Raw genomic sequence first — 21,997 nt, forward strand, 5'->3', positions numbered from 1 at the left:
TCTGAAGCACGGCTCTGTGACATCCAGGGGACGTCGGTCGTAACGCCTCCACTGCTAGGGGCCGTCAAAGAGGTTTTTTCGAAATGGCGACAACGAAGATTCGCATCCGGCTGAAGGCGTACGACTCGAAGCTCCTGGACCAGAGCGCCGGGGAGATTGTTGAGACGGCCAAGCGCACGGGCGCCAAGGTGGCCGGTCCGATCCCCCTTCCCACGCGCATCAACAAGTTCACGGTTCTGCGGTCGCCGCACGTGGACAAGAAGAGCCGAGAGCAGTTCGAGATCCGCACGCATAAGCGCTTGCTCGACATCCTCGAGCCCACTCAGCAGACGCTGGATGCGCTGATGAAGCTGGATCTGTCGGCTGGCGTTGACGTGGAGATCAAGTCCTAGGAAGCGGGAGAGGACTGGCGCGGTTCCACTCCGACCCCCGAGGAAATGTCATGGCGAAGTTCAAGGTAATCGACCTGGATGGCAAGCAGGTGTCGGAGATCGAGCTCTCCGACGAGGTGTTCGGCGCCGAGCCGAACCCGCACCTCCTTTATGAGGTGTCGAAGTTTCAGCAGATCAACCGGCGTCGCGGCACGGTGGGGGTGAAGAACACCTCGCTGGTGAGCGGCGGTGGCAAGAAGCCCTGGAAGCAGAAGGGCACTGGCCGCGCTCGTCAGGGCTCCATCCGCGCCTCCCACTGGGTTGGTGGCGGTAAGGCCATGGCTCCCAAGGCCCGGGACTACACCTACCGTCCTCCCCGTCAGGTTCGTCGCGGCGCGCTCCGCGCGGCGCTCAGCCTGCGCGTCAAGGAGAACGCCCTGGTGATCCTGGACGGCTTCAAGCTGGACGCGCCGAAGAGCAAGCAGGCCTTCGACGTGCTCACCAAGCGCCTGAAGCTGGAGAACGCCCTGGTCATTGACGACAAGGGCAACATCAATCTGCACCGCAGCGTGCGCAACCTGGCTCAGTTCGACGTGCTGCCGCCCGAGGGTCTCAACCTCGAGTCCGTGCTCCGGCACAAGCAGCTCGTGCTGACCTCCGCGGCCGCCAAGGCCATCCAGGAGGCCCTGTCATGAAGCTCCACGATGTCATCAAGGGTCCGCTCATCACCGAGAAGTTGGACCAGGCTCGCGAGAAGTTCCGCCAGTACTCCTTCATCGTCGACAAGAAGGCGACGAAGGTGGATGTGGCTCGCGCGGTCGAGAGCCTCTTCAAGGTCACCGTCGAGGGCGTTCGCACCAACGTCGTCCGCGGCAAGGTCAAGCGTGTGGGCCGGAGCATCGGCCAGCGCCCCAACTACAAGAAGGCCGTCGTCACCCTCAAGGAGGGCGACAAGATCGAGCTCTTCGAGGGAGGGACGGCCTAGGCGCACCGCGCTGACCGTCTGAGGAAACCACCATGGGCATCAAGAAGTACAAGCCGACCTCCGCTGCTCGCCGCCTGATGACGGTGTCCGACTTCGCGGACATCACCAAGGACACGCCGGAGAAGAAGCTCACCGAGTCGCTCAAGCGCTCCGGTGGCCGCAACGTCCACGGCCACATCACCCGCCGTCACCAGGGTGGTGGTCACAAGCGCCGCTACCGCGTCATCGACTTCAAGCGTCGTGACAAGGACGGCGTGCCGGCCAAGGTCGCCTCCGTGGAGTACGACCCGAACCGCACCGCCAACATCGCGTTGCTGCACTACGCGGACGGCGACAAGCGCTACATCCTGGCCCCCGTGGGCCTGGCGGTGGGGGACACCCTGTTCGCCGGTCCGAACGCGGACATCCGGCCGGGCAACTGCCTGCCGCTGCTGAACATCCCGGTGGGTACGGTCATCCACAACGTGGAGCTGAAGCCGGGCCGCGGCGCCCAGATCATCCGCTCGGCCGGCACCTCCGGTCAGCTGATGGCCAAGGAGGACCGCTACGCCCAGGTTCGTCTGCCCTCGGGCGCGGTGCGCAAGGTCCTCATCGAGTGCCGCGCCACCGTCGGCCAGCTCGGCAACATCGAGCATGAGATCATCCGCATCGGTAAGGCGGGTAAGAGCCGCTGGCTGGGCATCCGGCCCACCGTCCGCGGTCTGGCCATGAACCCTGTCGACCACCCGCACGGTGGTGGTGAGGGTAAGTCCGGCCAGGGTAACCCGCACCCGGTGTCGCCGTGGGGCAAGAAGACCAAGGGCCTCACCACGCGCACCAACAAGCGGACCGACAAGTTCATCGTGAGCAAGCGCCGGCAGGGACCGCGCAGCCAGTAGCTCGTAAAGGGATTCCGAAATGGCTCGTTCGATCAAGAAGGGACCGTTCGTCGACGATCATCTCCTCAAGAAGGTGGAGGACATGATCAAGACGAACCAGAAGAAGGTCGTGAAGACGTGGTCGCGGCGCTCCACCATCCTGCCGGAGTTCGTCGGGCACACCTTCGCGGTTCACAACGGGAAGAAGTTCGTCCCGGTGTTCGTGACGGAGAACATGGTGGGTCACAAGCTCGGCGAGTTCGCGCCGACTCGGACCTTCGGCGGGCACTCGGCGGAGAAGAAGGTCGCCAAGGCCCCCGGTAAGTAATCCGGACCGCTCTAGGAGATGACGATGGAGTCCACTGCACATCTGCGCTACGTCCGCATGTCCCCTCGGAAGCTTTCCACGGTGGCTGCGCTCGTCCGTGGCAAGCCCGTCGAGGCTGCCCTCAACATCCTCAAGTTCACCCCCCGCGCTGCGGCGGCTCCGCTCGGCAAGCTCATCAAGAGCGCCGTGGCGAACGCCACCGACAAGTCCAAGGGCCAGGTCGACGTGGACACGCTCTACGTGAAGACCATCTCCGTGGACCAGGCTCCCACCCAGCGCCGGTACATGCCGCGCGCCATGGGCCGCGCGACCCGCATCAACAAGAAGAGCGCCCACGTTCACGTGGTGCTCGCCGAGGCCAAGAAGTAGCCCTCCGGGCCTTCAACTTTAAGGAGAAGCACGTTGGGACAGAAAGTTCATCCGATCGGGTTCCGCCTCGGCGTCATCAAGACCTGGGACAGCAAGTGGTTCGAGCACAAGAACTACGCCCAGTGGCTGCATGAGGACATCCGCATCCGCGAGTTCGTGAAGAAGTCGCTCAACCACGCGGGCGTCTCCAAGGTGGAGATCGAGCGCGCGGCCAACAAGGTGAAGGTCAACGTCCACACCGCGCGTCCGGGTATCGTCATCGGCAAGCGCGGCGCGGGCATCGAGACGGTGAAGAAGGACCTGCAGCAGTTCACCAAGAACGAGGTCTTCCTCAACATCGTCGAGGTCCGCAAGGCCGAGACCGACGCGCAGCTGGTGGCCGAGAACATCGCCACCCAGCTCGAGCGCCGCATCGCCTTCCGCCGCGCCATGAAGAAGGCGCTGCAGACGGCCATGAAGTTCGGCGCCAAGGGCATCCGCGTGGCCTGCTCGGGCCGCCTGGGTGGCGCGGAGATGGCGCGCTACGAGTGGTACCGCGAGGGCCGCGTGCCCCTGCACACCCTGCGCGCCGACATCGACTACGGCTTCGCCGAGGCGAAGACGACCTACGGAAAGATTGGCTGCAAGGTCTGGATCTGCCGCGGCGAGGTTCTGCCGGGTAAGGGTGGCCAGGCCCCGATGCCCTCCAACCGCTAGCTTTGAGCTCCCCGGGGCGCCCAAGGGTGCCCCTTCGGGGATGAAGGACACCGACGATGCTTCAGCCTGCTCGTACCAAGTTCCGCAAGATGCAGAAGGGCCGCACCCCCGGGAAGGCCCACCGCGGCAGCGATCTCACCTACGGTGAGTACGGCCTCATGTCCCTGCAGCCGGGATGGATCACCTCGCGCCAGATCGAGGCGGCCCGTATCGCGATGACCCGTCACGTGAAGCGCGGCGGCAAGATCTGGATCCGCGTGTTCCCGGACAAGCCCATCACCAAGAAGCCCGCCGAAACCCGTATGGGTACCGGTAAGGGCGGCGTGGAGTACTACGTGGCCGTGGTGAAGCCCGGCCGCATCCTCTACGAGATGGAGGGCATGACGGCCGATGTGGCCACCAGCGCGCTCAAGCTCGCGCAGGCGAAGCTGCCTGTCCTCACCAAGATCGTGACCCGCGGCGAGTTGTCTATCTAGCCCCGCGTCCAGGAGACCGAAGATGGCGACTGCCAAGGAACTGAAGGAGTTGTCGGTGGAGGACCTGCAGCGGCGCGCGGATGAACTGCGTGGCACGCTGTTCCAGGACCAGCTGAGCTTGCGGACGGGCAATCTGGACAGCCCCTCGCAGCGCACCCAGCACCGCCGCGACCTGGCCCGTATCCTCACCGTCCTCACGGAGAAGAAGAAGGCTCCGGAGAAGACGGCCAAGTAGCTGACAGGGCATGCCCCCAACGGGGGGATGCCTTCCCGGGACGTCCCGGGAACACTGACTGACAGGCGAGATTCACGATGGCTGAAGAGACCCAGACCACCTCCGCTCCCGAGACCTCCTCCCGCGGCCGTCCCAAGACGCGCGTGGGGATCGTCACCTCGAACAAGATGCAGAAGACGGTGATTGTCACCGTCCAGCGCCGCGCGCCTCACGCCAAGTACGGCAAGATCATGAGCCTGCGCGAGAAGTACAAGGCGCACGTCGAGGACCACGACTACCCGAAGAAGATCACCATCAACGAGGGTGACCGCGTTCGCATCGCCGAGACGCGGCCGACCTCGAAGGACAAGCGGTGGCGGGTGGTCGAGGTGATCGAGAAGAGCAAGAACGTCTGAGCCCCGTGGCCCGCGCCCACTCCGGCGCGCGGGCGGCTCGAGCCGCGCGGCTCCGCCCTCACCGGGTGGGGGCTGCCGTAGGACTTTAGAGGAGACTTCCAGATGATTCAGATGACGAGCGTGCTCGACGTGGCCGACAACTCGGGCGCCAAGAAGGTGTTCTGCATCAAGGTGCTCGGCGGCTCGAAGCGCAAGTATGCGTCGATCGGCGACGTGATCGTCGTGTCGATCCGCGAGGCGCTGCCCAACTCGAAGGTGAAGAAGGGCGACGTGGCCAAGGCCGTGATCGTCCGCACCAAGGCCGAGGTGGGCCGTCCGGACGGCAGCTACATCAAGTTCGATGGCAACTCGGCGGTCCTCATCAACAAGGACATGGAGCCCATCGGCACGCGTATCTTCGGGCCTGTCGCCCGTGAGCTCCGCGCCCGCAAGTTCATGAAGATCATCTCGCTCGCGCCCGAGGTCCTCTAAGAGGACACGCGGCCTGCCAGCGAGCAGAGCCTGGAGAGGAAGCCATGCAGAAGCTGAAGGTTGGAGACACCGTGCAGGTCATCTCGGGCGCCGAGCGCTCGGAGAAGACCCCGGCGAGCAAGCGCGGCAAGGTGCTGAAGATCGACCACGAGGCCGGCCGCGTCACGGTCGAGGGCCTGCGGATGGTCAAGCGTCACCTCCGCAAGACGGCGCAGAGCCCCGAGGGCGGCATCGTCGAGAAGGCGGGCACCATCGCTCTCTCGGACGTCCAGGTGGTGTGCACCAAGTGCGACAAGCCGACCCGGGTGGGTATCCGGGCCGAGGGCGAGAGCAAGAAGCGGTTCTGCAAGAACTGCGACGCCCTGATTGACTAGGGGTTTGGGTTGGGGCATGTATGCGCGCCCTTTGGCCACCCAGGGCCAGGGGCGAGCAGGCGTGCGTACAGGGGGGCCCGAAGCACTGGGGCCCTCTCCGTGTTTCTGAGATTCCAGATGAACTGATCGAGGCGCTGGGTCCACGACGGCGCTCCGAAGCAGAGGACAGGACAATGGCTGACGAGAAGAAGCCTGAGCAGGCAGAGAAGAAGGAAAAGAAGGAAAAGAAGGGCCGCAAGAAGGACGACGTCAAGAAGGCGGGCTTTGCGGCCAACATCGAGGAGGGCCTCGAGGCGAAGCCGGCGCGGCTGAAGCTGCGCTACCGCAAGGAGGGCGTCCCTGCTCTGATGAAGGAGCTGAGCCTGAAGAATCCCTTCCAGGTTCCGCGGCTCGAGAAGATCGTCGTCAACATGGGTCTGGGCGAGGCGCTCGCCAACAACAAGATCCTGGAGTCGGCGGTGGACCAGCTGGGCGCCATCACCGGCCAGAAGCCCGTGATCACTCGCGCTCGCAAGTCGATCGCGAACTTCAAACTGCGCCAGGGCCAGGCCATCGGCTGCGCCGTCACGCTGCGCGGCGACCGCATGTACGAGTTCCTGGACCGCCTCATCTCCGTCGCGCTGCCGCGCGTGCGTGACTTCAAGGGCGTGTCCCCCAAGGCGTTCGACGGGAAGGGCAACTACACGCTCGGTGTCCGCGAGCAGATCATCTTCCCGGAAATCAACTACGACCAGATCGAGAAGGTGAAGGGGCTCAACATCAGCTTCGTCACCACCGCGAAGAACGACGAGCAGGGGCTGGCGCTGATGCGTCACTTCGGCATCCCGTTCCGCCAGTAACCTTCGAGGAATCCAAGCTCCATGGCCAAGCTCTCCAAGATCGCCCAGGCGAAGCGCAAGCCGAAGTTCTCCGTGCGCAAGTACAACCGCTGCCCGCTGTGCGGCCGTCCGCGCGCGTTCCTGCGCAAGTTCCAGATGTGCCGCATCTGTCTGCGTCTGCGCGCGCTGCGCGGCGAGATCACCGGCGTCACCAAGTCGTCCTGGTAGACGCTGGAAGAGGGGACCCGGGGTGATGTTGCCCGGGGTCTCCTGGCGCCACGCTGGCGCCAAAGCCTCAGAGTCGTGCGAACGCGGCGAACCCCCGGGATGGGCCCGGCAGGCGCGGCGGTCGAATCCGCGGAGTGCCCAGGTGGCCTCCGCACGGAAGGTTGTCCTTCATGAAGCCGGTCAATGATCCCGTCGGCGATATGCTGACCCGCCTGCGCAACGCCTCGCGTGCGCGGCACGACAAGGTTGTCATTCCCCACTCGAAGCTCAAGGTCGAGATCGCTCGCGTTCTCAAGGACGAGGGCTACATCGGGGAGTACACCGTTCACGAGCGTCAGCCGCAGAACGAGATCACCGTTCAGCTGAAGTACGGACCGGACCGCGCCGGCGCCATCACCGGCATCAAGCGCGTCTCCAAGCCGGGCCTGCGCCGCTACGTCCCCGTGCGCGATATTCCTCGCGTGCTCGGTGGCCTGGGTATCGCGGTGCTCTCCACGTCCAAGGGCATCCTGTCGGACGCCGAGGCCCGCAAGCAGAACATCGGCGGCGAGCTGCTCTGCACCGTCTACTAGCCAGTGGCCTGGCGGCGCGACCTGAAAGGGGCGCGAGCCGGGCCAACCTTACGAGGCCATCATGAGTCGCATTGGAAAACTGCCGATCAAGCTGGGCGACAAGTCGAAGGCGACCGTCGCCGGTTCGAAGGTCAACTTCGAGGGCCCCAAGGGCAAGCTGTCCGTGAACCTCCCCGCCAAGGTGAAGGTGGAGGTGAAGGACGGCAATGTGGTGGTGACGCGCGCGGATGACTCGCGCGAGGCCAAGAGCCTGCACGGTCTGGCCCGCACCATCCTCGCCAACGCCGCCAAGGGCGTGAGCACGGGCTTCGAGCGCAAGCTGAGCATCCGCGGCGTCGGTTTCCGCGCCGAAGTGAAGGGCAAGACGATCCAGTTCGCGCTGGGCTTCTCGCACCCGGTGGTATTCGCCCTCCCGGAGGGCGTGACGGCCGAGGTGGACAAGACGCCTCGCACCGAGGAGAGCCTGCCCACGCTGGACCTGACGCTGCGCTCGGCGGACAAGGAGGCCCTGGGGGCCGCCGCCGTGAAGATCCGCGCGCTGCGCCCGCCCGAGCCGTACAAGGGCAAGGGCATCAAGTACGCGGAGGAGAAGGTCCGTCGCAAGGAGGGCAAGACCGGTACGACCTAGTCGTCGTCCGTGCCCTGAACGTTCAACCCCGCGAGCTCCATTGGGGCTTCGCGATCATCCGGCGGCGGAAGGCCTCATCGCCGCCGGAAGGAAGAGGAATCAGCCATGTCGAAGGTCGATCCGCGCATCAAGAGGAAGAACCGCATCCGCAAGAAGCTCTCGGGTACCACCGAGCGCCCTCGGCTCACCGTGTACAAGAGCCTCAAGCACATCTATGCCCAGGTGGTGGACGACTCCTCGGGCAAGACGCTGGCCTTTGCCTCGTCGCTCTCCAAGGAGCTCAAGGGCAAGGACGAGGGTGACAAGAAGGCGGATGCCAAGCGCGTTGGGCAGCTCATCGCCGAGAAGTGCAAGGCGGCCAACGTCGAGGCGGTGGTGTTCGACCGCAACGGCTTCCCGTACCAGGGGCGCATCGCCGCCGTGGCTGACGCCGCGCGCGAGGCCGGGCTGAAGTTCTAGAAATTCGAAAGGAAGCTCTCCAAGTGGCAACTCCGATCAATCCGAACGACCTGGACCTCACCGACCGCGTGGTGAACATCAACCGCGTGGCCAAGGTGGTGAAGGGTGGCCGCCGGTTCTCGTTCGCCGCCCTGGTGGTGGTGGGCGATGGCAACGGCCACGTGGGCGTGGGCCTGGGCAAGGCCAACGAGGTCCCCGAGGCCATCCGCAAGGGTGGCGAGAACGCCAAGAAGAACCTGTTCCGCGTGCCGCTGATGGGGCACACGATCCCGCACGAGATCCTCGGGCACTTCGGTGCCGGCTGGGTGCTGCTGAAGCCGGCCAGCGAGGGTACGGGCGTCATCGCCGGTGGCGCGGTGCGCGCGGTCCTCGAGGCGGCGGGCATCCGCAACATCCTGACCAAGAGCCAGGGCTCGCGGAATCCGCACAACGTGCTCAAGGCCACGGTGGCGGGCCTGAAGAAGCTGCGCTCGGCCGAGCAGGTTTCCCGTCTGCGCGGCAAGGACGTCGAGACCACGAAGCTGGCCGGCGAGGCGAGGACCTAGTCATGGCGCTCAAGGTGAAGCTGGTGAAGAGCTTCTCGGGCTCTTCCAAGGACATGGTGGACACCATCAAGGGGCTCGGCCTGAAGAAGTTCGGGGACGAGCGGCTGCTGAAGGACACTCCGTCCAACCGCGGCCTGGTGTTCAAGGTGAAGCACCTGGTCTCCAGTGAGACGGTGAGCCAGGAGGCTCCGGCGCCCAAGCGTCGCAAGCCGCGCAAGATCGTGGTCCGTGACCGGGCTCGTGCCCAGGCGGCCAAGAGCTAGCACGGACTCATTCCGCGGGGCCTCGTAAGAGGGGCCGTCGCGCGCGAGGATCTCAAGATGTCGACGACTCTCAACAACCTGAAGCGGCCGCACAACTCGTGGCACCGCAAGAAGCGCGTGGGCCGTGGCCAGGGCTCCGGCCTGGGCAAGACGGCGGGCCGCGGTGGCAAGGGCCAGAAGGCTCGTTCCGGCAACATGCGGTTCGAGGGCTTCGAGGGCGGTCAGAGCCCCCTGCAGCGCCGCCTGCCGAAGTTTGGCTTCATCTCGCCCAACCGCATCATCTACGCGGTGGTGAACCTGTCGGACCTGAACGGTTTCGACGCGGGCACCACGGTGGACGAGGCCGCGCTGAAGGGCAAGGGCCTGGTCAAGGGCCGCTATGACGGCGTGAAGGTGCTGGGGCGGGGCGAGCTGGCCAAGAAGCTCACCGTGAAGGTGCACAAGCTCTCCGGGAAGGCCAAGGAGGCCATCGAGAAGGCGGGCGGCGCGGTGGAGGTGCTCCCGCTGGTGGCTCACAAGCCGGAGTCCGCTTCCAAGGCGCACTCGGGCAAGGGCGTCAAGGCTCCCAAGCAGCCGAACGCCTAGGCCTGGGCCGGGCGCGCTTCACTTTGGGTGGTGCGCGTCGGTTCGCTTGTGTAGGCTCACGCGCCCCTCTCCTTCATGGATAGGGGCGCTGTCGTTCTGACAGGACTTTTCGAAGGGGATGGCTCCCACGTGGCTCTGAATGCCTTCACCAACATTTTCCGGATCGCCGAGCTGCGAAACCGGCTGGCGTACACGCTGGTGCTGCTCGTCGTCTACCGCATCGGCATCTTCATCAACACGCCGGGGGTGGACCGGGCGGCGATGAACGCGTTCATGGACGCCCAGAAACAGTCGGGCGGCCTGGTCTCGCTGTTCAACCTGTTCTCCGGCGGCGCCCTGGAGCAGATGTCCATCTTCGGCCTGGGCATCATGCCGTACGTCTCCGCCTCCATCATCATGCAGCTGCTGGCGGTGGTCATCCCCAGTCTCGAACGGCTGCAGAAGGAAGGCGCCGCGGGCCGGCAGAAGATCAACCAGTACACCCGCTACGGCTCCATTGTCCTGTCCATCATCCAGGGCATCGGCATCTCGCGATGGCTGGTGTCCCTGGGCCGCAGCGACGCGGGGCAGGGTGGCTTCAACCAGATCGTCGTTCCGGATGACAGCGCCTGGTTCACCTTCATGACGGTGATCAGCCTCACCGCCGGCACGGCCTTCATCATGTGGCTGGGCGAGCGCATCACCGAGCGCGGCATCGGCAACGGCATCTCGCTCATCATCTTCGCCGGCATCGTGGCGCGCATGGTGCCCTCGGCCAAGCAGCTGTTCGACATGACGGCGCAGGGGGCCATCGAGTCCGCGGCGCTGGTCGCGCTGGCTGCGTTCATGCTCTTCGTCGTCGCCGTGGTGGTCTACGTCGAGCGAGGCATGAGGCGCATCCCGGTCCAGTACGCCAAGCGCATGGCGGGACGGCGGATGTTCGCGGGCCAGGCCACCTACTTCCCGATGAAGGTGAACAGCGCGGGCGTGATTCCTCCCATCTTCGCCGGCGCGCTGCTGTCCTTCCCGGCCACGCTGGGCACCTGGTTCCCGTTCCTGAACACCTTCCGGCAGGGCCTCGAGGGCAACGCGTGGCTCTACAACGGGCTGTTCGTCCTGCTGGTGGTCTTCTTCGCCTACTTCTACACCGCGCTCACCTTCCGGCCGGATGACGTGGCCGACAACATCAAGAAGCAGGGTGGCTACATCCCCGGCATCCGTCCGGGCCGCCAGACGGCGGACTTCATCGAGCGCGTGCTCAACCGCATCACCTTCGGCGGTGGCGTGTACCTGGCCGCCATCTGCGTCATCCCCTCGGTCATCACCAACGTGATGGGGGTGCGCTTCTCATTCGGCGGCACGGCACTGCTCATCGTGGTGGGCGTGGCGCTTGACACGGTGCAGCAGATCGAGGGCCACCTCATCAGCCGCAACTACGAGGGCTTCGCGGGTCCGCGCGGTCCGCGTATCCGCGGCCGGGTGCGGGTGGCGGCCTAGGCTGCGCGTTTCTCCATGGCGCCTCTCTCCGCTTCGGGGAGGGGCGCCTTGTTCGTTCAGGGGTAGTCAGTCGTGTATGGGGGGCGCTTTCGGAGGTTCTTCGCATGGGGCTTCCGTGCGTTCCTTCGGAGGAGCTGAGAGGAGCACATGAACCTGATCCTGTTGGGCCCGCCAAACGCGGGGAAGGGCACCCAGGCCAAGAACCTGTTCCGGGACTATCAGATCCCGCAGATCTCCACCGGGGACATCCTCCGCAAGGCGGTGAAGGATGGCACCGAGCTGGGCAAGATCGCGGGGCCGCTGATGGCCTCGGGCGCGTACGTCCCGGATGACATCGTCATCGGGATCGTCGAGGAGCGCCTGAAGCAGCCGGATTGCGCCAAGGGCTTCGTGCTGGACGGCTTCCCTCGCACCACCCCCCAGGCTGATGCGCTGGATCGGATGCTGGCGAAGAACGGCAAGAAGATCGACGCCGTCGTCTCGCTCGAGGTGCCGCACGCCAAGCTCGTCGAGCGCGGCTCCGGGCGCCGCTCGTGTCCGGTGGATGGCAGCGTCTACCACGTCGTCCAGAACCCCCCGAAGCGGGCCGGGTACTGCGACAAGTGCGGCGCGGGGCTCGTCCAGCGTGAGGATGATCACCCCGAGGTCATCGAGAAGCGCCTGCAGAAGTACGACGCCGAGACGGCGCCGCTGAAGGACTTCTACGGCAAGAAGGGGCTGCTCAAGAGCATCGATGGCGTGGGTGCTCCGGATGGCATCTATGCCGAGATCCGCGCGGCCATCGGCAAGGCCTGAGTGGAGAGCGGTCAGGCAGGCGGGCGCCTCCATGTGGAGTGTCGCCCCCTGGCTCCCGGGTCCTCCCCTGAGCACGCTCGTCGGTAGAAGCCCATGAGTTCTGTTGAGATCAAGAGCCCGGACGAGATCGCCCTCATGCGTGAGGCCGGGCGGATCGTGTGTGAGATCCTCGACGAGCTCGAGAAGGCCGTGGCTCCTGGAGTCACGACCTGGGAGCTCGACGCCCTGTCCGAGAAGCTCATCTACGCGAAGGGGGCCAAGCCAGCGTTCAAGGGCTACCTCGGCTTTCCCTGCTGCCTGTGTGCGTCTATCAACGAAGAAGTCGTACACGGCATCCCCTCGAAGAAGCGGAAGCTCGTCGAGGGCGATCTGATGAAGCTGGACTTCGGTGTGGTGTACCGGGGCTTCTTCGGGGACTCGGCGCGTACGGTGCCGGTAGGGAAGGTGAGCAAGGAAGCTCAGGCCCTCATCGAGGCCACCCGGGAGTCGCTGAAGAAGGGCATTGCCGCCGCAGTGGCAGGTAACCGGATCGGCGACATCGGCCATGCGGTGCAGAGCTACGTGGAGGCGCGGGGTTACTCGGTGGCTGAGGGTTTCACCGGCCACGGGATTGGCCGGAAGCTCCACGAGAAGCCCGAAGTGCCCAATGTCGGCAAGCCGGGGTCGGGTATGAAACTGCGCCCGGGCATGGTCTTGGCCATCGAGCCCATGGTGAACCTGGGAACCTCCGAGGTGGGTCTCCTCGAGGACAATTGGACGGCGGTGACCCTGGATCACAAGGTTTCCGCACACTTCGAGCACACCGTGTTGATCACGGACCATGGCCCCGAGGTGCTCACCCGCAGGCCCTGAGAAGGCCTGACGTCGGGTGAAATACGTTGTTAGTATGCGGGGTTGGTAGAAGTTCGGAGCGAGCGCGACACGGTACTTGCCACTTCGGGACCAAAGTGCTATCCCGCCGCGCTTCCAAGAGTCTGGTGGTCCGGAAGAGGGTTTTCGATTGCCGAAGGATGATTCGATCGAAGTGGAGGGGACCGTCATGGAGCCCCTGCCCAACGCGATGTTCCGCGTGGTGCTGGACAACGGCCACAAGGTGCTCGCGCACATCTCCGGCAAGATGCGGATGCACTTCATCCGTATCCTGCCGGGCGACAAGGTCAAGGTCGAGCTCTCGCCCTATGACCTGACCCGAGGCCGGATCACGTACCGGGCAAAGTAGTGGGGTTGCCTCCGCACCAGGCGGGGGGCCCTTGCAGGCTTTCATTTCACGAAGGAAGGAAGTAGCGCCATGAAGGTTCGGGCGTCCGTCAAGAAGATCTGCGACAAGTGCAAGGTCATTCGTCGCAAGGGCATCGTGCGCGTGATCTGCGCCTCCAACCCGCGGCACAAGCAGCGCCAGGGCTAACGGCCAGGCCGTTGGCTCCAGACCAACTCAACTAGAAGGAACGAACGATGGCTCGTATCGCCGGTGTCGATCTCCCGCCTGCCAAGCGCGCGGTGATCTCGCTTCAGTACATCTACGGGATCGGCAACAAGACCGCCCATGACATCTGCGCCCACGCGGGGATCGAACTCGCGACGCGGACCAAGGACCTGACGGACGATCAGGCTCGCAAGATCCGCGAGTACATCGAGGCCAACCTCAAGGTCGAGGGTGATCTCCGGCGCGAAGTGACGATGAACATCAAGCGGCTGATGGACCTGGGCTGCTACCGCGGCCTGCGTCACCGCAAGGGCCTGCCCGTTCGCGGCCAGCGCACCCACACCAACGCCCGCACCCGCAAGGGCCCCAAGCGCGGCATCGTGCGCGCCAAGCCGGCTGCTCCGGCGGGCCGCTAAACCGTTCCCCCACCTGCGCCGGTCCGTCGAGGCACCGGCGTCGATCATCTACTCTGAGGAGTACCCACTCTCATGGCTGAAGAAGTCAACACCCCCGCAGCCGCTCCGGCCGCTGCCGAGGGCGGTGAGTCCGCCGCGGCGAAGAAGGCCAAGCGCAAGGGCAAGAAGAACATCCTCAACGGCGTGGTCCACATCCAGTCCACGTTCAACAACACCATCATCACGATCACGGACGTGTCCGGGAACGTGATCTCCTGGTCCTCCGCTGGCGCCCGTGGCTTCAAGGGCAGCCGCAAGTCGACGCCGTTCGCCGCGCAGGTTGCCGCGGGCGATGCCGCCGCCAAGGCCATGGAGCACGGTCTGAAGAACGTGACGGTGCTGGTGAAGGGCCCGGGCGCCGGCCGCGAGTCCGCGCTGCGCGCTCTGGCCGCCGCGGGCCTGAAGATCAACCTCATCCGCGACGTGACGCCCATCCCGCACAACGGCTGCCGTCAGCCGAAGCGCCGCCGCGTCTAATCCTCATCCGGGCCGCTCCGAGAGGGGCGGCCTCAGACCACCTTTCGAAGGAGAAGTTCCTTGGCTCGTTACACCGCCAGCGCCTGCCGCATCTGCCGGCGCGAGAACCTGAAGATGTATCTGAAGGGCGATCGCTGCTACACGGACAAGTGTGCCATCGAGCGCCGCCCGTATCCCCCCGGCCAGCACGGCCAGGGCCGCGTGAAGTTCTCCGGCTACGGCGTGCAGCTGCGCGAGAAGCAGAAGGTCAAGCGCATGTACGGCCTGCTCGAGAGCCAGTTCAGCGGTTACTACCGCCGCGCCTCGGCCGCCAAGGGCAAGACGGGTGAGAACCTCCTGCAGCAGCTGGAGCTCCGTCTGGACAACGTGGTGTTCCGCATGGGCTTCGCGGACACGCGCAACGAGGCTCGCCAGCTGGTGCGCCACGGCCACTTCACGGTGAACGGCAAGCGGGTGAACATCCCCTCGTTCTCGGTGAAGCCGGGCAGCTCCGTCGAGGTGGCGGAGAAGAGCCGCAAGGTGCTCCGCATCTCCGAGGCGCTGGAGACCGTGGACCGCCGCGGCGTTCCGCAGTGGATCGACCTGGACAAGAAGGCCTTCAAGGGCACGGTGAAGACCGCCCCGAACCGCGAAGACCTGACCATGCCGATCCAGGAGCAGCTCATCGTCGAGCTCTACTCCAAGTAAGGCGTGAGGCCCCACGAGGGCCTGCTTCCTTCCTTCAGGCGCCCTGGCGGCCTCCGCCGGGGCGTCGTGCTTCTTTCTGGCTGGCCTCGCCGGCCTCGATTATTCGTCGTACCCCCCGCGTGCCCATCCTCCTGCCACCCTGGCGGGTAAGTCGGTGGTGGCGCCCGCACTGAGGAGCAGCAACATGGCTGATACGTTCATTGCGAAGAACTGGCGCGATCTCATCAAGCCGCGCCGGCTGGAAGTTGATCAGGACTCCCTCACCACCACCTACGGCAAGTTCGTCGCGGAGCCGCTTGAGCGCGGCTTCGGCACCACGCTGGGCAACTCGCTGCGCCGCGTGCTCCTGTCCTCGCTGCAGGGCTCGGCGATCACCTCGGTGAAGATCGAAGGCGTGGACCACGAGTTCACCACCATCCCCGAGGTGGCCGAGGACGTCACCGACATCGTGCTGAACCTGAAGGAAGTCCTCCTTCGGATGCACACGAACGAGACGAAGACCCTGCGCATCGAGGCGGAGGGCCCCAAGGAGATCAAGGCCGGCGACATCATCGCCGACCAGGACGTCGAGATCCTCAACCCGGGCCACCATATCTGCACGGTGTCCGAGGGTGGCAAGGTCCGCATGGAGCTGACCTGCCGCCGTGGCCGCGGCTACGTGGCCGCCACGGTGAACAAGGTGGCCGGCTCGCCGATCGGCACCATCCCCATCGACTCGCTGTTCTCGCCGATCCGCAAGGTGAACTACCAGGTCACCAACGCGCGCGTCGGTCAGGTGACGGACTTCGACAAGCTGGCGCTCGAGGTGTGGACGGACGGCTCCGTGACGCCGCAGGACGCGGTGGCGTACGCGGCGAAGATCATCAAGGAGCAGCTCACGGTCTTCGTGAACTTCGACGAGACCGAGGAGCCGGTGGTGGCGGAGGCCCCGAAGGAGGAGGCCAAGCTCAACGAGAACCTGTTCCGCTCGGTGGATGAGCTGGAGCTGTCGGTGCGCTCGGCCAACTGCCTGCAGCAGGCCAATATCAAGACCATCGGCGACCTGGTGCAGCGCACCGAGGCCGAGATGCTCAAGACGAAGAACTTCGGCCGCAAGTCGCTCAAGGAGATCAAGGAGATCCTGGCGGAGATGGGCCTGTCGCTCGGCATGAAGCTGGAGAACTGGCCTCCGAAGCAGGCTCCGGCGGCGGCGGCTCCGGCGGCCAGCGCGGCGCCCAAGGCCTAGGCCTTCCCGTAGTACCTCCCCCCGCACCGCGACACGGTTTCATGCGGCGCGGGGAGAGGGGGCCCTGAAGAGGGCCCGATGGCAATGGCGGCGCTCGTGTCGGAGCCGCCCTTCCCACCCGGTACCTGATACGGCCGGAGTGGTGGAGCCCAGAAGGCTCCGGAGTCACGGACATGCGTCACAAGGTTGGACAAAGGAAGCTCCACCGCACCACGAGCCACCGGCTCGCGATGCTCAACAACATGGTCACCTCGCTGCTGGAGCACGAGGCCATCCGCACCACCGTCCCCAAGGCCAAGGAGGCCCGGAAGATGGCGGAGCGGATCATCACCCTCGGCAAGCGCGGCGGTCTGGCCAATGTCCGGCTCGCGGCTCGCATCGTGAAGGACAAGAACGTCCTTCAGAAGGTCTTCAGCGAGTACAAGGATCGCTACGCCAGCCGGAAGGGCGGCTACACCCGGATCGTCAAGCTCGGCTTCCGCCGTGGTGACGCCGCCGAGATGGCCCTGCTGGAGCTGGTCGATCGCCCGGCGAAGCAGGCCGCTCCCGCCGAGGGTGGCGAGGCGGAGGCCAAGGCCGAGGAGAAGAGCGAGGAGTAGTCCCTCCTCGGCTCTGAAGCCGTCACGGAGCGCCCTTCCCAGTTGGGAAGGGCGCTTTCGTGTTTTCTGGGAGGGACTCTGGGAGGGGCAGAGCCCGCTACTCCGTCAGCGGCTGGCCGTTCTTCACCAGCTCCGCCTTGCCGTTCTTCGTTCGCATCTCCGCGTTGAGGAAGCGCTGATCCGAGGGCATCGGCCCGCCAGGGCTCAGCAGGCTCTTCGGCGTGAGGGTGAAGATGGCCCCCGCGTCGATCTTGTCCACGATGGCCTTGTACTTGCCATTCACCGTGAACACGACGTCCTCCCACGGATCCTCGTCCGTGTTCGACACCGTCAGGCTCGGCGCTGCCTGCGGGCGATCCGCGTTCGGCAACACCGTCACTCGCGCCCCCAGAGCCGCCGTCTGCACACCCCGGCTCGGGCACGCGATGATGATGCTCACCAGCGAGATGAAGATCCACCCGCCGATGATGCCCGCCTTCGCCTTCAGGAAGCGATCCGAGCCTCGGAAGTCCTGCACCAGCTCCTTCGCCATCGCCAGCGCGTTCAGGAACTGATTCGAAGCCTCCGAGCTCAGGCGCTTGCCCACCGGTCCCTCGGGCTTCTTCGCCACCGGGCCCGATCGCGCCGCGCTGAGCGCTCGCATCCCCGGATTGGTCACCGTTCGCGGCATCCCCGGATTCGAGGGCACTCGTGGCGTTCCTGGACTCGAAACCGGACGCTGCGGCGCCGAGGGACTCTCGGCCTCGTCCGCCAGCGGATCGTTGTGTTCAGGCACCTTGCGACCGTCGCTCATCGGCCCCCAAGTGTAGAGGCCTGGACCGCCCGGTGGCTACTCTTGTGCCTTGATCTGTTGCAGCGCCCGCGAGGCCAGCGCGTTGTCCGGCTGCTCCTCCAGGACCTTCAGGAGCCACTTCTCCGCCGCCTCGCTCGTCGTCCGTCGCTCCTCCGCCTTCCGCGACTTCAACGATTGCTCCGTGTAGAGCAGACCCAGCCTCAGCGCATACTCCATGTTCTCCGGGTCTTTTTCGACCACACGCTTCAGCTCGCGCTCGGCTGCCGGGAAGTCGCCCTCGAGCTGGTACACCATCGCCAGCTTGCCCCGAGGGGCCGGTGCGTCGGGCTGCAGCGAAGTGAGGATGCGGAAGGCCTCCCGAGCCGCCGGCAGATCCCGCCGATCCAGGCTGAGATCCCCCAGCCGCGCCCAAGCCTCGTCCAGCAGCGGGTTGAGCGCCACCGCCTTGGAGTAGGCCTCCCGAGCCGCGTCCGCCCGCTGCCGCGTGAGGTACAGCTCCCCCAGATAGAACTGGTTCTTGCCATCCCGAGGGGCCAGCTCGATGGCCTGCTTGAACTCGTCCACCGCGCGCCCCGCGTCATCCAGCCGCTCGTACGCCAACCCCAACAGCGCGTGCACCACCGCCAGGTCCGGGTAGTCGTGCAGGATCTCCTCGAAGGCCAGGATCGCCGACTGCGGGATGTCCAGCTCCTGGAGAAAGCGCATGCCCTCCTCGAGCTTGCCCTCGGCCGCCTTCGGAAAGCCGGAGAACGGGTCCGCGATCTGGTTCATCAATGCCCGGGCCGTCGTCACCTCGGAGGGGGTAGGCGAGGCGCGGACGACGGCTCCCAGCGCAGTCACCGCGCCCACGCTGTCCCCCGTCCGGTGCAGCGCCTTGGCCAGCGGGAGACGGATGGCGGCGCGATCGGGGGCCAACTCGGCCGCGCGGCGTAGCGGCCCCAGGGCCTCGGCATACTTCTCGGACTCCAGCCGGGCGATCCCGAGGCGGTAGTGGAACTCGGCCTCGTTCGGAGCCAGGGCAATGGCGCGCTCGAAAGCGGCCACCGCCGGCGCCCCCGCATCCGAGGCCCGCGAGAAGTAGGCCAGCCCCAGCATGTAGTGGTTCACCGCTCGCTCGGACTGGGCGTTGCGCCGCTGGAGCTCCGCAATCCAGGCGTCCGCGTGGCCCGACTTCACCTGGGCTTCGGTGAGCGAGCGCGCCACGTCGAGATCGTCCGGGCTCTTCGCGTGCAGCTCCTCCAGCAGCGGCAGGGCCCGGGCAGGCTGGTTCTCTTCCAGGTAGACGTGGGCCTGTTCGCGCGGGCTCAGCGCTCGCTCCATGGAGGTACCGTGGCTGCAGCCCGTCAGCAGGCTGAAGCCCAGCACGGCGGCGAAGGCCGGTCGGCGGAGCGGCCAGGAGCGGCGAGGGGAGGGGAGCTTCGCGTTCGAGGTCAGGAGGTCTTCTCCACGGAGGGGGACGGGCTGTTGAAGCCTTCGTGGCCAGCGGCGGCGATGGCGTCCTCGAGATCGCCTCCCTTGCCACCCAGCTCCAGGCTGTCGGCGATGATCACGCTGCGGACGGCCCGGGCCAGGCCCTCGCGATCGTTCGCGGCGAAGGCGGTGGTGTCGATCGGCTTGCCGATCTTCACATGCACGGGCCCCGGGACGATGTTCCAGGAGTTCTTGGGCATGATCTTCCCCGTGCCTTCGATGGTGACCGGGCAGATGGGCACGCGCGCCTCGAGCGCCAGCGCGAAGGGCCCCTTCTTGAACGGGAGGATCCGTCCATCCGGAGAGCGCGTGCCCTCCGGATACAGGAAGATGCTGGTGCCGCCGCGAATCTTCTGCCCAGCCCTCTCCAGCGACTGGATGGCCGCCTTCCGGTTGGAGCGGTTGACGAAGATGTGCCCGGCAATCCACAGGTACCAGCCAATGCCCGGCACCCACCGCAGCTGGCTCTTGGCCACATAGCGGAAGGGCACCGGCACCGCCACGAAGTGCGCCGGGATGTCCAGCGTCGACTGGTGGTTGGCCACGTAGATCGTGGGCCGCTTCGGGTCCACGTTCTCCTGGCCATGCACCACCAACCGAGCCCCTCCCGCCCACAACAGCACGGGACCCCACAGGTGGCGGCAGATCCACACCGTGGCATCCCCGCCCAAGATCAGGACCGTCAGGACCGTGAACGGGAAGAGGAACATCGTCCACGCTCCCGCGACGAACATGCAGAAGAACTTACGTACCATCTGTGGCCTTGAAGTGAGAGCCTGCCACACCCGGAGCGTGTGCGCGGCTCTGTTGTGGGAACCCAGCCCCCGCAGCTTCCCTGGTGCCCTGGAGGGCTCTCGGGCGAGCAGGACGGTTCTCGTGGCGGCCAAGACTCAGGGGCGCTACCCCAAAGGCCACACCGAGCGCGTGGGTGACGGGACCGGGCGGAGGCATGGAGCGGCGCGTTGTACCACGGTCCGCCACCCCCTTTGGTGCTGGTATGCGTCGTCCGGTGAGGTTACAAGCAGGGGTGGCGTGGCCAGGAAAAAGTTCATCGCCGTCGCGGGCAACATCGGCGCCGGGAAGACAGAGCTCACATCGTTCCTCTGCCGCAAGTACGGCCTCACCCCGTACTTCGAGCCGAACGACCAGAACCCGTACCTCGCCGACTTCTACAAGGACATGAAGAAGTGGGCCTTCCGCTCGCAGATCTTCTTTCTGACCCACAAGTTCCGCCTGCACCGGGAGCTCGAGCGCCACGCGGGCACCGTCCTCCAGGACCGCACCATCTACGAGGACGCCGAGATCTTCGCCAAGAACCTGCACCGCCAGCGCTTCATCGACCGGCGCGACTGGCAGATGTACCGCGAGCTCTATGAGACGATCTCCCAGGTGCTGACCCCGCCCGATCTCATGATCTACCTGCGCTGTCCCGTGCAGACGCTCAAGGAGCGCATCCGCCTGCGCGGCCGTACCATGGAGAAGGACATCCCCACGCTCTACCTCAAGCGCCTCAACGCCCTGTACGAGGAATGGTTCAGTAACTACAAGATGTCCCCTGTTCTCGTTCTCCCGACGGACAAGTTGGACTACTTGACCAACCTGGTGGATCGGGTCGATCTCTTCCGCCAGATCGAGAAGCACCTGTGAAGGAGGTCTACATCCTCGCTATCGAGTCGTCCTCCTCGGCGTCCCTGGAGCAACTGCGCCAGACGTTCGAGTCGGACGACGTGCGCTTCTCGCCGCTCGAGGATGGTGAGGGGTTCGCCATCCACGCCGAGGGCACTCGGGTGGAAGTGCGCTTCAGCACCCAGGGGCCCAATGCCAAGGTCTGGGATCCCCGCCTGCTCACGGGCAGTGAAGAGGCCCTCCAGGTCTTCCAGCGCGCCAAGGGCTTCTATCGCATCTCCCTCGAGCCTGGCTCCGGGCCCCAGCCCACCGTTCCCGTCTTCGAGGCCCTGTGGTGCACCCGCACCCTCATGGAGCACTCGCAGGGGGTCCTGCTGGACCTCACCGCCTACAAGCTCCATGACGCGGCGGACGTGGTGGAGATCACCGAGCTGGACTTCGACATCCGCGACCACGTGAACCTGCATGCCGTGGCGGCCATCGAGGGCGATACGCCTCTGTGGGTGCACTCGCACGGGATGGAGAAGTTCGGCACGCGCGATCTGGAGATCTTCCACCTGGGCGAGGAGGATTTGCTGGCCGCGGAGATGTTCCTCCACGAGCTGTGCACGGACATGGCCTTCGGCCAGGGGCCGGAGCCTCGCAAGGAAGTGCACACCAGCGAAGGACAGTCCTTCACGATGGTGCCCTCCGAGGAGGCCCGGGTGAACCTGCTGGGCGTTCCGCTGGAGACCTTCGAGGGCCATGAGTCGCTCTTCCTCAGCGTGGTGTCCCCGCTGGGACGGCACAACACGGCGGAGCTGCTGCGCCCCTACCGCGAGCGCTTCATCCCCGAGCCCGAGGAGCGCACCGAGGCGTTGCGGGTCGAGTCCCAGGCCCTGCTGCCTGCCTTCAAGGCCCGCTTCATGCGCAAGGGGTTGATGGAGCCGCTCACCTTCCTGGTCCGGGCTCCCTTCGAGACCCACCCCGAGGGTCAGGCGGTCGAGGAGAACCTCTGGCTCGAAGCCATTCTCTGGGAGGATGGCACGCTGGTGGGCAAGTTGGTGGATGGTGCCGTCCACACCACCGAGTGGCGCAAGGGCGCCCAGGTCGAGGTGGATGAGGAGCACATCAACGCGCTGGCCATCAGCCGCGAGGGGCGCACGCTGGACGAGGAGGAGATCCGCGCCCTGCTCATCGCCGAACGGCCCATGTAGGACGCGGGTCCGGTGTCCGCCGCTGGCTGCCGCGACGCGGTGAGCTGGCGCGGTGGGCTGGCGCAGCGCGTGGGCCGGGTGTCGTTAGAGTGTCACGAGTGCTCCCTTGCCCGGCGCACG

General features: G+C 65.8%; 35 protein-coding genes. 32 read left to right on the top strand and 3 right to left on the bottom strand.

Going from position 1 to position 21,997, the window contains the following annotated elements; all coding sequences use genetic code 11:
- The first annotated feature begins 83 nt into the window (after nt 1-83).
- The 30 genes from rpsJ to rplQ all read left to right on the top strand — a co-directional run bounded on the left by rpsJ (nt 84) and on the right by rplQ (nt 16,792).
- A complete protein-coding gene (rpsJ, locus tag KY501_RS09085; RefSeq protein WP_002614753.1) occupies nt 84-392 on the top strand; it encodes a 30S ribosomal protein S10 in 309 nt (102 codons plus the stop codon).
- 50 nt (nt 393-442) lie between these two features.
- Nucleotides 443-1,066 (top strand): 50S ribosomal protein L4, encoded by a 624-nt coding sequence (gene rplD / locus KY501_RS09090; protein ID WP_224362275.1) that lies wholly within the window; start codon nt 443-445, stop codon nt 1,064-1,066.
- Complete coding sequence (locus tag KY501_RS09095; RefSeq protein ID WP_224362276.1) at nt 1,063-1,356, top strand: 50S ribosomal protein L23; 294 nt, start codon at nt 1,063-1,065, stop codon at nt 1,354-1,356. Before rplD ends, KY501_RS09095 begins: the two co-directional genes overlap by 4 nt.
- 32 nt (nt 1,357-1,388) lie before the next feature.
- The gene (gene rplB / locus KY501_RS09100; RefSeq protein ID WP_224362277.1) at nt 1,389-2,234 is read left to right on the top strand and encodes a 50S ribosomal protein L2; all 846 of its coding nucleotides are present in this window, start codon (nt 1,389-1,391) and stop codon (nt 2,232-2,234) included.
- 19 nt (nt 2,235-2,253) lie between these two features.
- Complete coding sequence (gene rpsS / locus KY501_RS09105) at nt 2,254-2,541, top strand: 30S ribosomal protein S19 (RefSeq protein WP_224362278.1); 288 nt, start codon at nt 2,254-2,256, stop codon at nt 2,539-2,541.
- A gap of 24 nt (nt 2,542-2,565) precedes the next feature.
- On the top strand, nt 2,566-2,910 hold the full coding sequence (gene rplV, locus KY501_RS09110; RefSeq protein WP_224248878.1) for a 50S ribosomal protein L22: 345 nt from the start codon (nt 2,566-2,568) through the stop codon (nt 2,908-2,910).
- A 33-nt stretch (nt 2,911-2,943) separates the two neighbouring features.
- Nucleotides 2,944-3,606: a 30S ribosomal protein S3 gene (gene rpsC / locus KY501_RS09115; RefSeq protein WP_224248879.1), complete on the top strand. Its 663-nt coding sequence runs from the start codon at nt 2,944-2,946 to the stop codon at nt 3,604-3,606.
- Nucleotides 3,607-3,662: 56 nt separating this feature from the next.
- Nucleotides 3,663-4,082 carry a 50S ribosomal protein L16 gene (rplP, locus tag KY501_RS09120; protein WP_224362279.1) on the top strand — a complete coding sequence of 140 codons (420 nt, stop codon included), beginning with the start codon at nt 3,663-3,665 and terminating at the stop codon, nt 4,080-4,082.
- 22 nt (nt 4,083-4,104) lie between these two features.
- A complete protein-coding gene (gene rpmC, locus KY501_RS09125) occupies nt 4,105-4,317 on the top strand; it encodes a 50S ribosomal protein L29 (RefSeq protein ID WP_224362280.1) in 213 nt (70 codons plus the stop codon).
- A gap of 77 nt (nt 4,318-4,394) precedes the next feature.
- Entirely contained in the window at nt 4,395-4,712 is a 318-nt protein-coding gene (gene rpsQ / locus KY501_RS09130; RefSeq protein ID WP_224362281.1) for a 30S ribosomal protein S17, read from the top strand.
- Between the two features lie 102 nt (nt 4,713-4,814).
- Entirely contained in the window at nt 4,815-5,183 is a 369-nt protein-coding gene (gene rplN / locus KY501_RS09135; RefSeq protein ID WP_224362282.1) for a 50S ribosomal protein L14, read from the top strand.
- 44 nt (nt 5,184-5,227) lie between these two features.
- Complete coding sequence (gene rplX / locus KY501_RS09140; protein ID WP_224362283.1) at nt 5,228-5,557, top strand: 50S ribosomal protein L24; 330 nt, start codon at nt 5,228-5,230, stop codon at nt 5,555-5,557.
- Nucleotides 5,558-5,730: 173 nt separating this feature from the next.
- A complete protein-coding gene (gene rplE / locus KY501_RS09145) occupies nt 5,731-6,396 on the top strand; it encodes a 50S ribosomal protein L5 (protein WP_224362284.1) in 666 nt (221 codons plus the stop codon).
- Nucleotides 6,397-6,417: 21 nt separating this feature from the next.
- Nucleotides 6,418-6,603 (top strand): type Z 30S ribosomal protein S14, encoded by a 186-nt coding sequence (locus KY501_RS09150; protein ID WP_002614761.1) that lies wholly within the window; start codon nt 6,418-6,420, stop codon nt 6,601-6,603.
- Between the two features lie 170 nt (nt 6,604-6,773).
- Entirely contained in the window at nt 6,774-7,175 is a 402-nt protein-coding gene (gene rpsH / locus KY501_RS09155; RefSeq protein ID WP_224362285.1) for a 30S ribosomal protein S8, read from the top strand.
- A 61-nt stretch (nt 7,176-7,236) separates the two neighbouring features.
- Nucleotides 7,237-7,803 carry a 50S ribosomal protein L6 gene (gene rplF / locus KY501_RS09160; RefSeq protein WP_224362286.1) on the top strand — a complete coding sequence of 189 codons (567 nt, stop codon included), beginning with the start codon at nt 7,237-7,239 and terminating at the stop codon, nt 7,801-7,803.
- A 105-nt stretch (nt 7,804-7,908) separates the two neighbouring features.
- Entirely contained in the window at nt 7,909-8,262 is a 354-nt protein-coding gene (gene rplR / locus KY501_RS09165; protein ID WP_224362287.1) for a 50S ribosomal protein L18, read from the top strand.
- Between the two features lie 23 nt (nt 8,263-8,285).
- Nucleotides 8,286-8,807, top strand: coding sequence for a 30S ribosomal protein S5 (gene rpsE, locus KY501_RS09170; RefSeq protein ID WP_224362288.1), 522 nt, complete (start codon nt 8,286-8,288; stop codon nt 8,805-8,807).
- Nucleotides 8,808-8,809: 2 nt separating this feature from the next.
- A complete protein-coding gene (gene rpmD / locus KY501_RS09175) occupies nt 8,810-9,070 on the top strand; it encodes a 50S ribosomal protein L30 (protein ID WP_224362289.1) in 261 nt (86 codons plus the stop codon).
- Nucleotides 9,071-9,127: 57 nt separating this feature from the next.
- Nucleotides 9,128-9,655 carry a 50S ribosomal protein L15 gene (rplO, locus tag KY501_RS09180; RefSeq protein WP_224362290.1) on the top strand — a complete coding sequence of 176 codons (528 nt, stop codon included), beginning with the start codon at nt 9,128-9,130 and terminating at the stop codon, nt 9,653-9,655.
- 129 nt (nt 9,656-9,784) lie between these two features.
- On the top strand, nt 9,785-11,131 hold the full coding sequence (gene secY / locus KY501_RS09185; protein ID WP_224362291.1) for a preprotein translocase subunit SecY: 1,347 nt from the start codon (nt 9,785-9,787) through the stop codon (nt 11,129-11,131).
- 147 nt (nt 11,132-11,278) lie between these two features.
- Entirely contained in the window at nt 11,279-11,926 is a 648-nt protein-coding gene (locus KY501_RS09190) for an adenylate kinase (protein WP_224362292.1), read from the top strand.
- Between the two features lie 93 nt (nt 11,927-12,019).
- Entirely contained in the window at nt 12,020-12,778 is a 759-nt protein-coding gene (map, locus tag KY501_RS09195; RefSeq protein ID WP_224362293.1) for a type I methionyl aminopeptidase, read from the top strand.
- A 148-nt stretch (nt 12,779-12,926) separates the two neighbouring features.
- Nucleotides 12,927-13,145, top strand: coding sequence for a translation initiation factor IF-1 (infA, locus tag KY501_RS09200; RefSeq protein WP_002614803.1), 219 nt, complete (start codon nt 12,927-12,929; stop codon nt 13,143-13,145).
- A gap of 69 nt (nt 13,146-13,214) precedes the next feature.
- The gene (gene rpmJ / locus KY501_RS09205; RefSeq protein ID WP_002614755.1) at nt 13,215-13,331 is read left to right on the top strand and encodes a 50S ribosomal protein L36; all 117 of its coding nucleotides are present in this window, start codon (nt 13,215-13,217) and stop codon (nt 13,329-13,331) included.
- Between the two features lie 47 nt (nt 13,332-13,378).
- Entirely contained in the window at nt 13,379-13,765 is a 387-nt protein-coding gene (gene rpsM, locus KY501_RS09210; RefSeq protein ID WP_224362294.1) for a 30S ribosomal protein S13, read from the top strand.
- Nucleotides 13,766-13,837: 72 nt separating this feature from the next.
- The gene (gene rpsK, locus KY501_RS09215) at nt 13,838-14,281 is read left to right on the top strand and encodes a 30S ribosomal protein S11 (protein WP_224362295.1); all 444 of its coding nucleotides are present in this window, start codon (nt 13,838-13,840) and stop codon (nt 14,279-14,281) included.
- Between the two features lie 60 nt (nt 14,282-14,341).
- Nucleotides 14,342-14,968: a 30S ribosomal protein S4 gene (rpsD, locus tag KY501_RS09220; RefSeq protein ID WP_224362296.1), complete on the top strand. Its 627-nt coding sequence runs from the start codon at nt 14,342-14,344 to the stop codon at nt 14,966-14,968.
- A 184-nt stretch (nt 14,969-15,152) separates the two neighbouring features.
- On the top strand, nt 15,153-16,193 hold the full coding sequence (locus KY501_RS09225; protein WP_224362297.1) for a DNA-directed RNA polymerase subunit alpha: 1,041 nt from the start codon (nt 15,153-15,155) through the stop codon (nt 16,191-16,193).
- A 173-nt stretch (nt 16,194-16,366) separates the two neighbouring features.
- Complete coding sequence (rplQ, locus tag KY501_RS09230) at nt 16,367-16,792, top strand: 50S ribosomal protein L17 (RefSeq protein WP_224362298.1); 426 nt, start codon at nt 16,367-16,369, stop codon at nt 16,790-16,792.
- A 97-nt stretch (nt 16,793-16,889) separates the two neighbouring features.
- Here the strand turns inward: rplQ and KY501_RS09235 are convergent, their stop codons facing one another.
- The 3 genes from KY501_RS09235 to KY501_RS09245 form a co-directional block, all read right to left on the bottom strand.
- Nucleotides 16,890-17,585: a hypothetical protein gene (locus KY501_RS09235; protein WP_224362299.1), complete on the bottom strand. Its 696-nt coding sequence runs from the start codon at nt 17,583-17,585 to the stop codon at nt 16,890-16,892.
- 36 nt (nt 17,586-17,621) lie between these two features.
- Nucleotides 17,622-18,905: a tetratricopeptide repeat protein gene (locus KY501_RS09240; protein ID WP_224362300.1), complete on the bottom strand. Its 1,284-nt coding sequence runs from the start codon at nt 18,903-18,905 to the stop codon at nt 17,622-17,624.
- Nucleotides 18,906-19,015: 110 nt separating this feature from the next.
- The gene (locus KY501_RS09245) at nt 19,016-19,810 is read right to left on the bottom strand and encodes a lysophospholipid acyltransferase family protein (RefSeq protein ID WP_224362301.1); all 795 of its coding nucleotides are present in this window, start codon (nt 19,808-19,810) and stop codon (nt 19,016-19,018) included.
- Between the two features lie 277 nt (nt 19,811-20,087).
- On the opposite strand from KY501_RS09245, the gene KY501_RS09250 reads away from it, so the two are divergent.
- On the top strand, nt 20,088-20,702 hold the full coding sequence (locus KY501_RS09250) for a deoxynucleoside kinase (protein WP_224362302.1): 615 nt from the start codon (nt 20,088-20,090) through the stop codon (nt 20,700-20,702).
- Complete coding sequence (locus KY501_RS09255) at nt 20,699-21,877, top strand: DUF2314 domain-containing protein (RefSeq protein ID WP_224362303.1); 1,179 nt, start codon at nt 20,699-20,701, stop codon at nt 21,875-21,877. The genes KY501_RS09250 and KY501_RS09255 overlap by 4 nt, the downstream gene beginning before the upstream one ends.
- Nucleotides 21,878-21,997: the final 120 nt, after the last annotated feature.

The organism is Hyalangium versicolor (assembly GCF_020103695.1).
Taxonomy (GTDB): domain Bacteria; phylum Myxococcota; class Myxococcia; order Myxococcales; family Myxococcaceae; genus Hyalangium; species Hyalangium versicolor.

What these genes read in the sequence shown, in the direction of transcription:
- map (WP_224362293.1), top strand. Translation starts at nt 12,020, where the DNA reads ATGAGTTCTGTTGAGATCAAGAGCCCGGACGAGATCGCCCTCATGCGT.
- rplD (WP_224362275.1), top strand. Translation starts at nt 443, where the DNA reads ATGGCGAAGTTCAAGGTAATCGACCTGGATGGCAAGCAGGTGTCGGAG.
- KY501_RS09245 (WP_224362301.1), bottom strand. Translation starts at nt 19,810, where the DNA reads ATGGTACGTAAGTTCTTCTGCATGTTCGTCGCGGGAGCGTGGACGATG.
- rplR (WP_224362287.1), top strand. Translation starts at nt 7,909, where the DNA reads ATGTCGAAGGTCGATCCGCGCATCAAGAGGAAGAACCGCATCCGCAAG.
- KY501_RS09150 (WP_002614761.1), top strand. Translation starts at nt 6,418, where the DNA reads ATGGCCAAGCTCTCCAAGATCGCCCAGGCGAAGCGCAAGCCGAAGTTC.
- KY501_RS09235 (WP_224362299.1), bottom strand. Translation starts at nt 17,585, where the DNA reads ATGAGCGACGGTCGCAAGGTGCCTGAACACAACGATCCGCTGGCGGAC.
- rplP (WP_224362279.1), top strand. Translation starts at nt 3,663, where the DNA reads ATGCTTCAGCCTGCTCGTACCAAGTTCCGCAAGATGCAGAAGGGCCGC.
- rplF (WP_224362286.1), top strand. Translation starts at nt 7,237, where the DNA reads ATGAGTCGCATTGGAAAACTGCCGATCAAGCTGGGCGACAAGTCGAAG.
- rplB (WP_224362277.1), top strand. Translation starts at nt 1,389, where the DNA reads ATGGGCATCAAGAAGTACAAGCCGACCTCCGCTGCTCGCCGCCTGATG.
- rpmD (WP_224362289.1), top strand. Translation starts at nt 8,810, where the DNA reads ATGGCGCTCAAGGTGAAGCTGGTGAAGAGCTTCTCGGGCTCTTCCAAG.
- rpsS (WP_224362278.1), top strand. Translation starts at nt 2,254, where the DNA reads ATGGCTCGTTCGATCAAGAAGGGACCGTTCGTCGACGATCATCTCCTC.
- rplX (WP_224362283.1), top strand. Translation starts at nt 5,228, where the DNA reads ATGCAGAAGCTGAAGGTTGGAGACACCGTGCAGGTCATCTCGGGCGCC.
- rplV (WP_224248878.1), top strand. Translation starts at nt 2,566, where the DNA reads ATGGAGTCCACTGCACATCTGCGCTACGTCCGCATGTCCCCTCGGAAG.
- KY501_RS09095 (WP_224362276.1), top strand. Translation starts at nt 1,063, where the DNA reads ATGAAGCTCCACGATGTCATCAAGGGTCCGCTCATCACCGAGAAGTTG.
- rpsK (WP_224362295.1), top strand. Translation starts at nt 13,838, where the DNA reads ATGGCTGAAGAAGTCAACACCCCCGCAGCCGCTCCGGCCGCTGCCGAG.
- rpsJ (WP_002614753.1), top strand. Translation starts at nt 84, where the DNA reads ATGGCGACAACGAAGATTCGCATCCGGCTGAAGGCGTACGACTCGAAG.
- rplN (WP_224362282.1), top strand. Translation starts at nt 4,815, where the DNA reads ATGATTCAGATGACGAGCGTGCTCGACGTGGCCGACAACTCGGGCGCC.
- rpsM (WP_224362294.1), top strand. Translation starts at nt 13,379, where the DNA reads ATGGCTCGTATCGCCGGTGTCGATCTCCCGCCTGCCAAGCGCGCGGTG.
- rpmJ (WP_002614755.1), top strand. Translation starts at nt 13,215, where the DNA reads ATGAAGGTTCGGGCGTCCGTCAAGAAGATCTGCGACAAGTGCAAGGTC.
- rpsQ (WP_224362281.1), top strand. Translation starts at nt 4,395, where the DNA reads ATGGCTGAAGAGACCCAGACCACCTCCGCTCCCGAGACCTCCTCCCGC.
- rpmC (WP_224362280.1), top strand. Translation starts at nt 4,105, where the DNA reads ATGGCGACTGCCAAGGAACTGAAGGAGTTGTCGGTGGAGGACCTGCAG.
- rplQ (WP_224362298.1), top strand. Translation starts at nt 16,367, where the DNA reads ATGCGTCACAAGGTTGGACAAAGGAAGCTCCACCGCACCACGAGCCAC.
- KY501_RS09240 (WP_224362300.1), bottom strand. Translation starts at nt 18,905, where the DNA reads ATGGAGCGAGCGCTGAGCCCGCGCGAACAGGCCCACGTCTACCTGGAA.
- rplO (WP_224362290.1), top strand. Translation starts at nt 9,128, where the DNA reads ATGTCGACGACTCTCAACAACCTGAAGCGGCCGCACAACTCGTGGCAC.
- rplE (WP_224362284.1), top strand. Translation starts at nt 5,731, where the DNA reads ATGGCTGACGAGAAGAAGCCTGAGCAGGCAGAGAAGAAGGAAAAGAAG.
- KY501_RS09190 (WP_224362292.1), top strand. Translation starts at nt 11,279, where the DNA reads ATGAACCTGATCCTGTTGGGCCCGCCAAACGCGGGGAAGGGCACCCAG.
- rpsH (WP_224362285.1), top strand. Translation starts at nt 6,774, where the DNA reads ATGAAGCCGGTCAATGATCCCGTCGGCGATATGCTGACCCGCCTGCGC.
- KY501_RS09225 (WP_224362297.1), top strand. Translation starts at nt 15,153, where the DNA reads ATGGCTGATACGTTCATTGCGAAGAACTGGCGCGATCTCATCAAGCCG.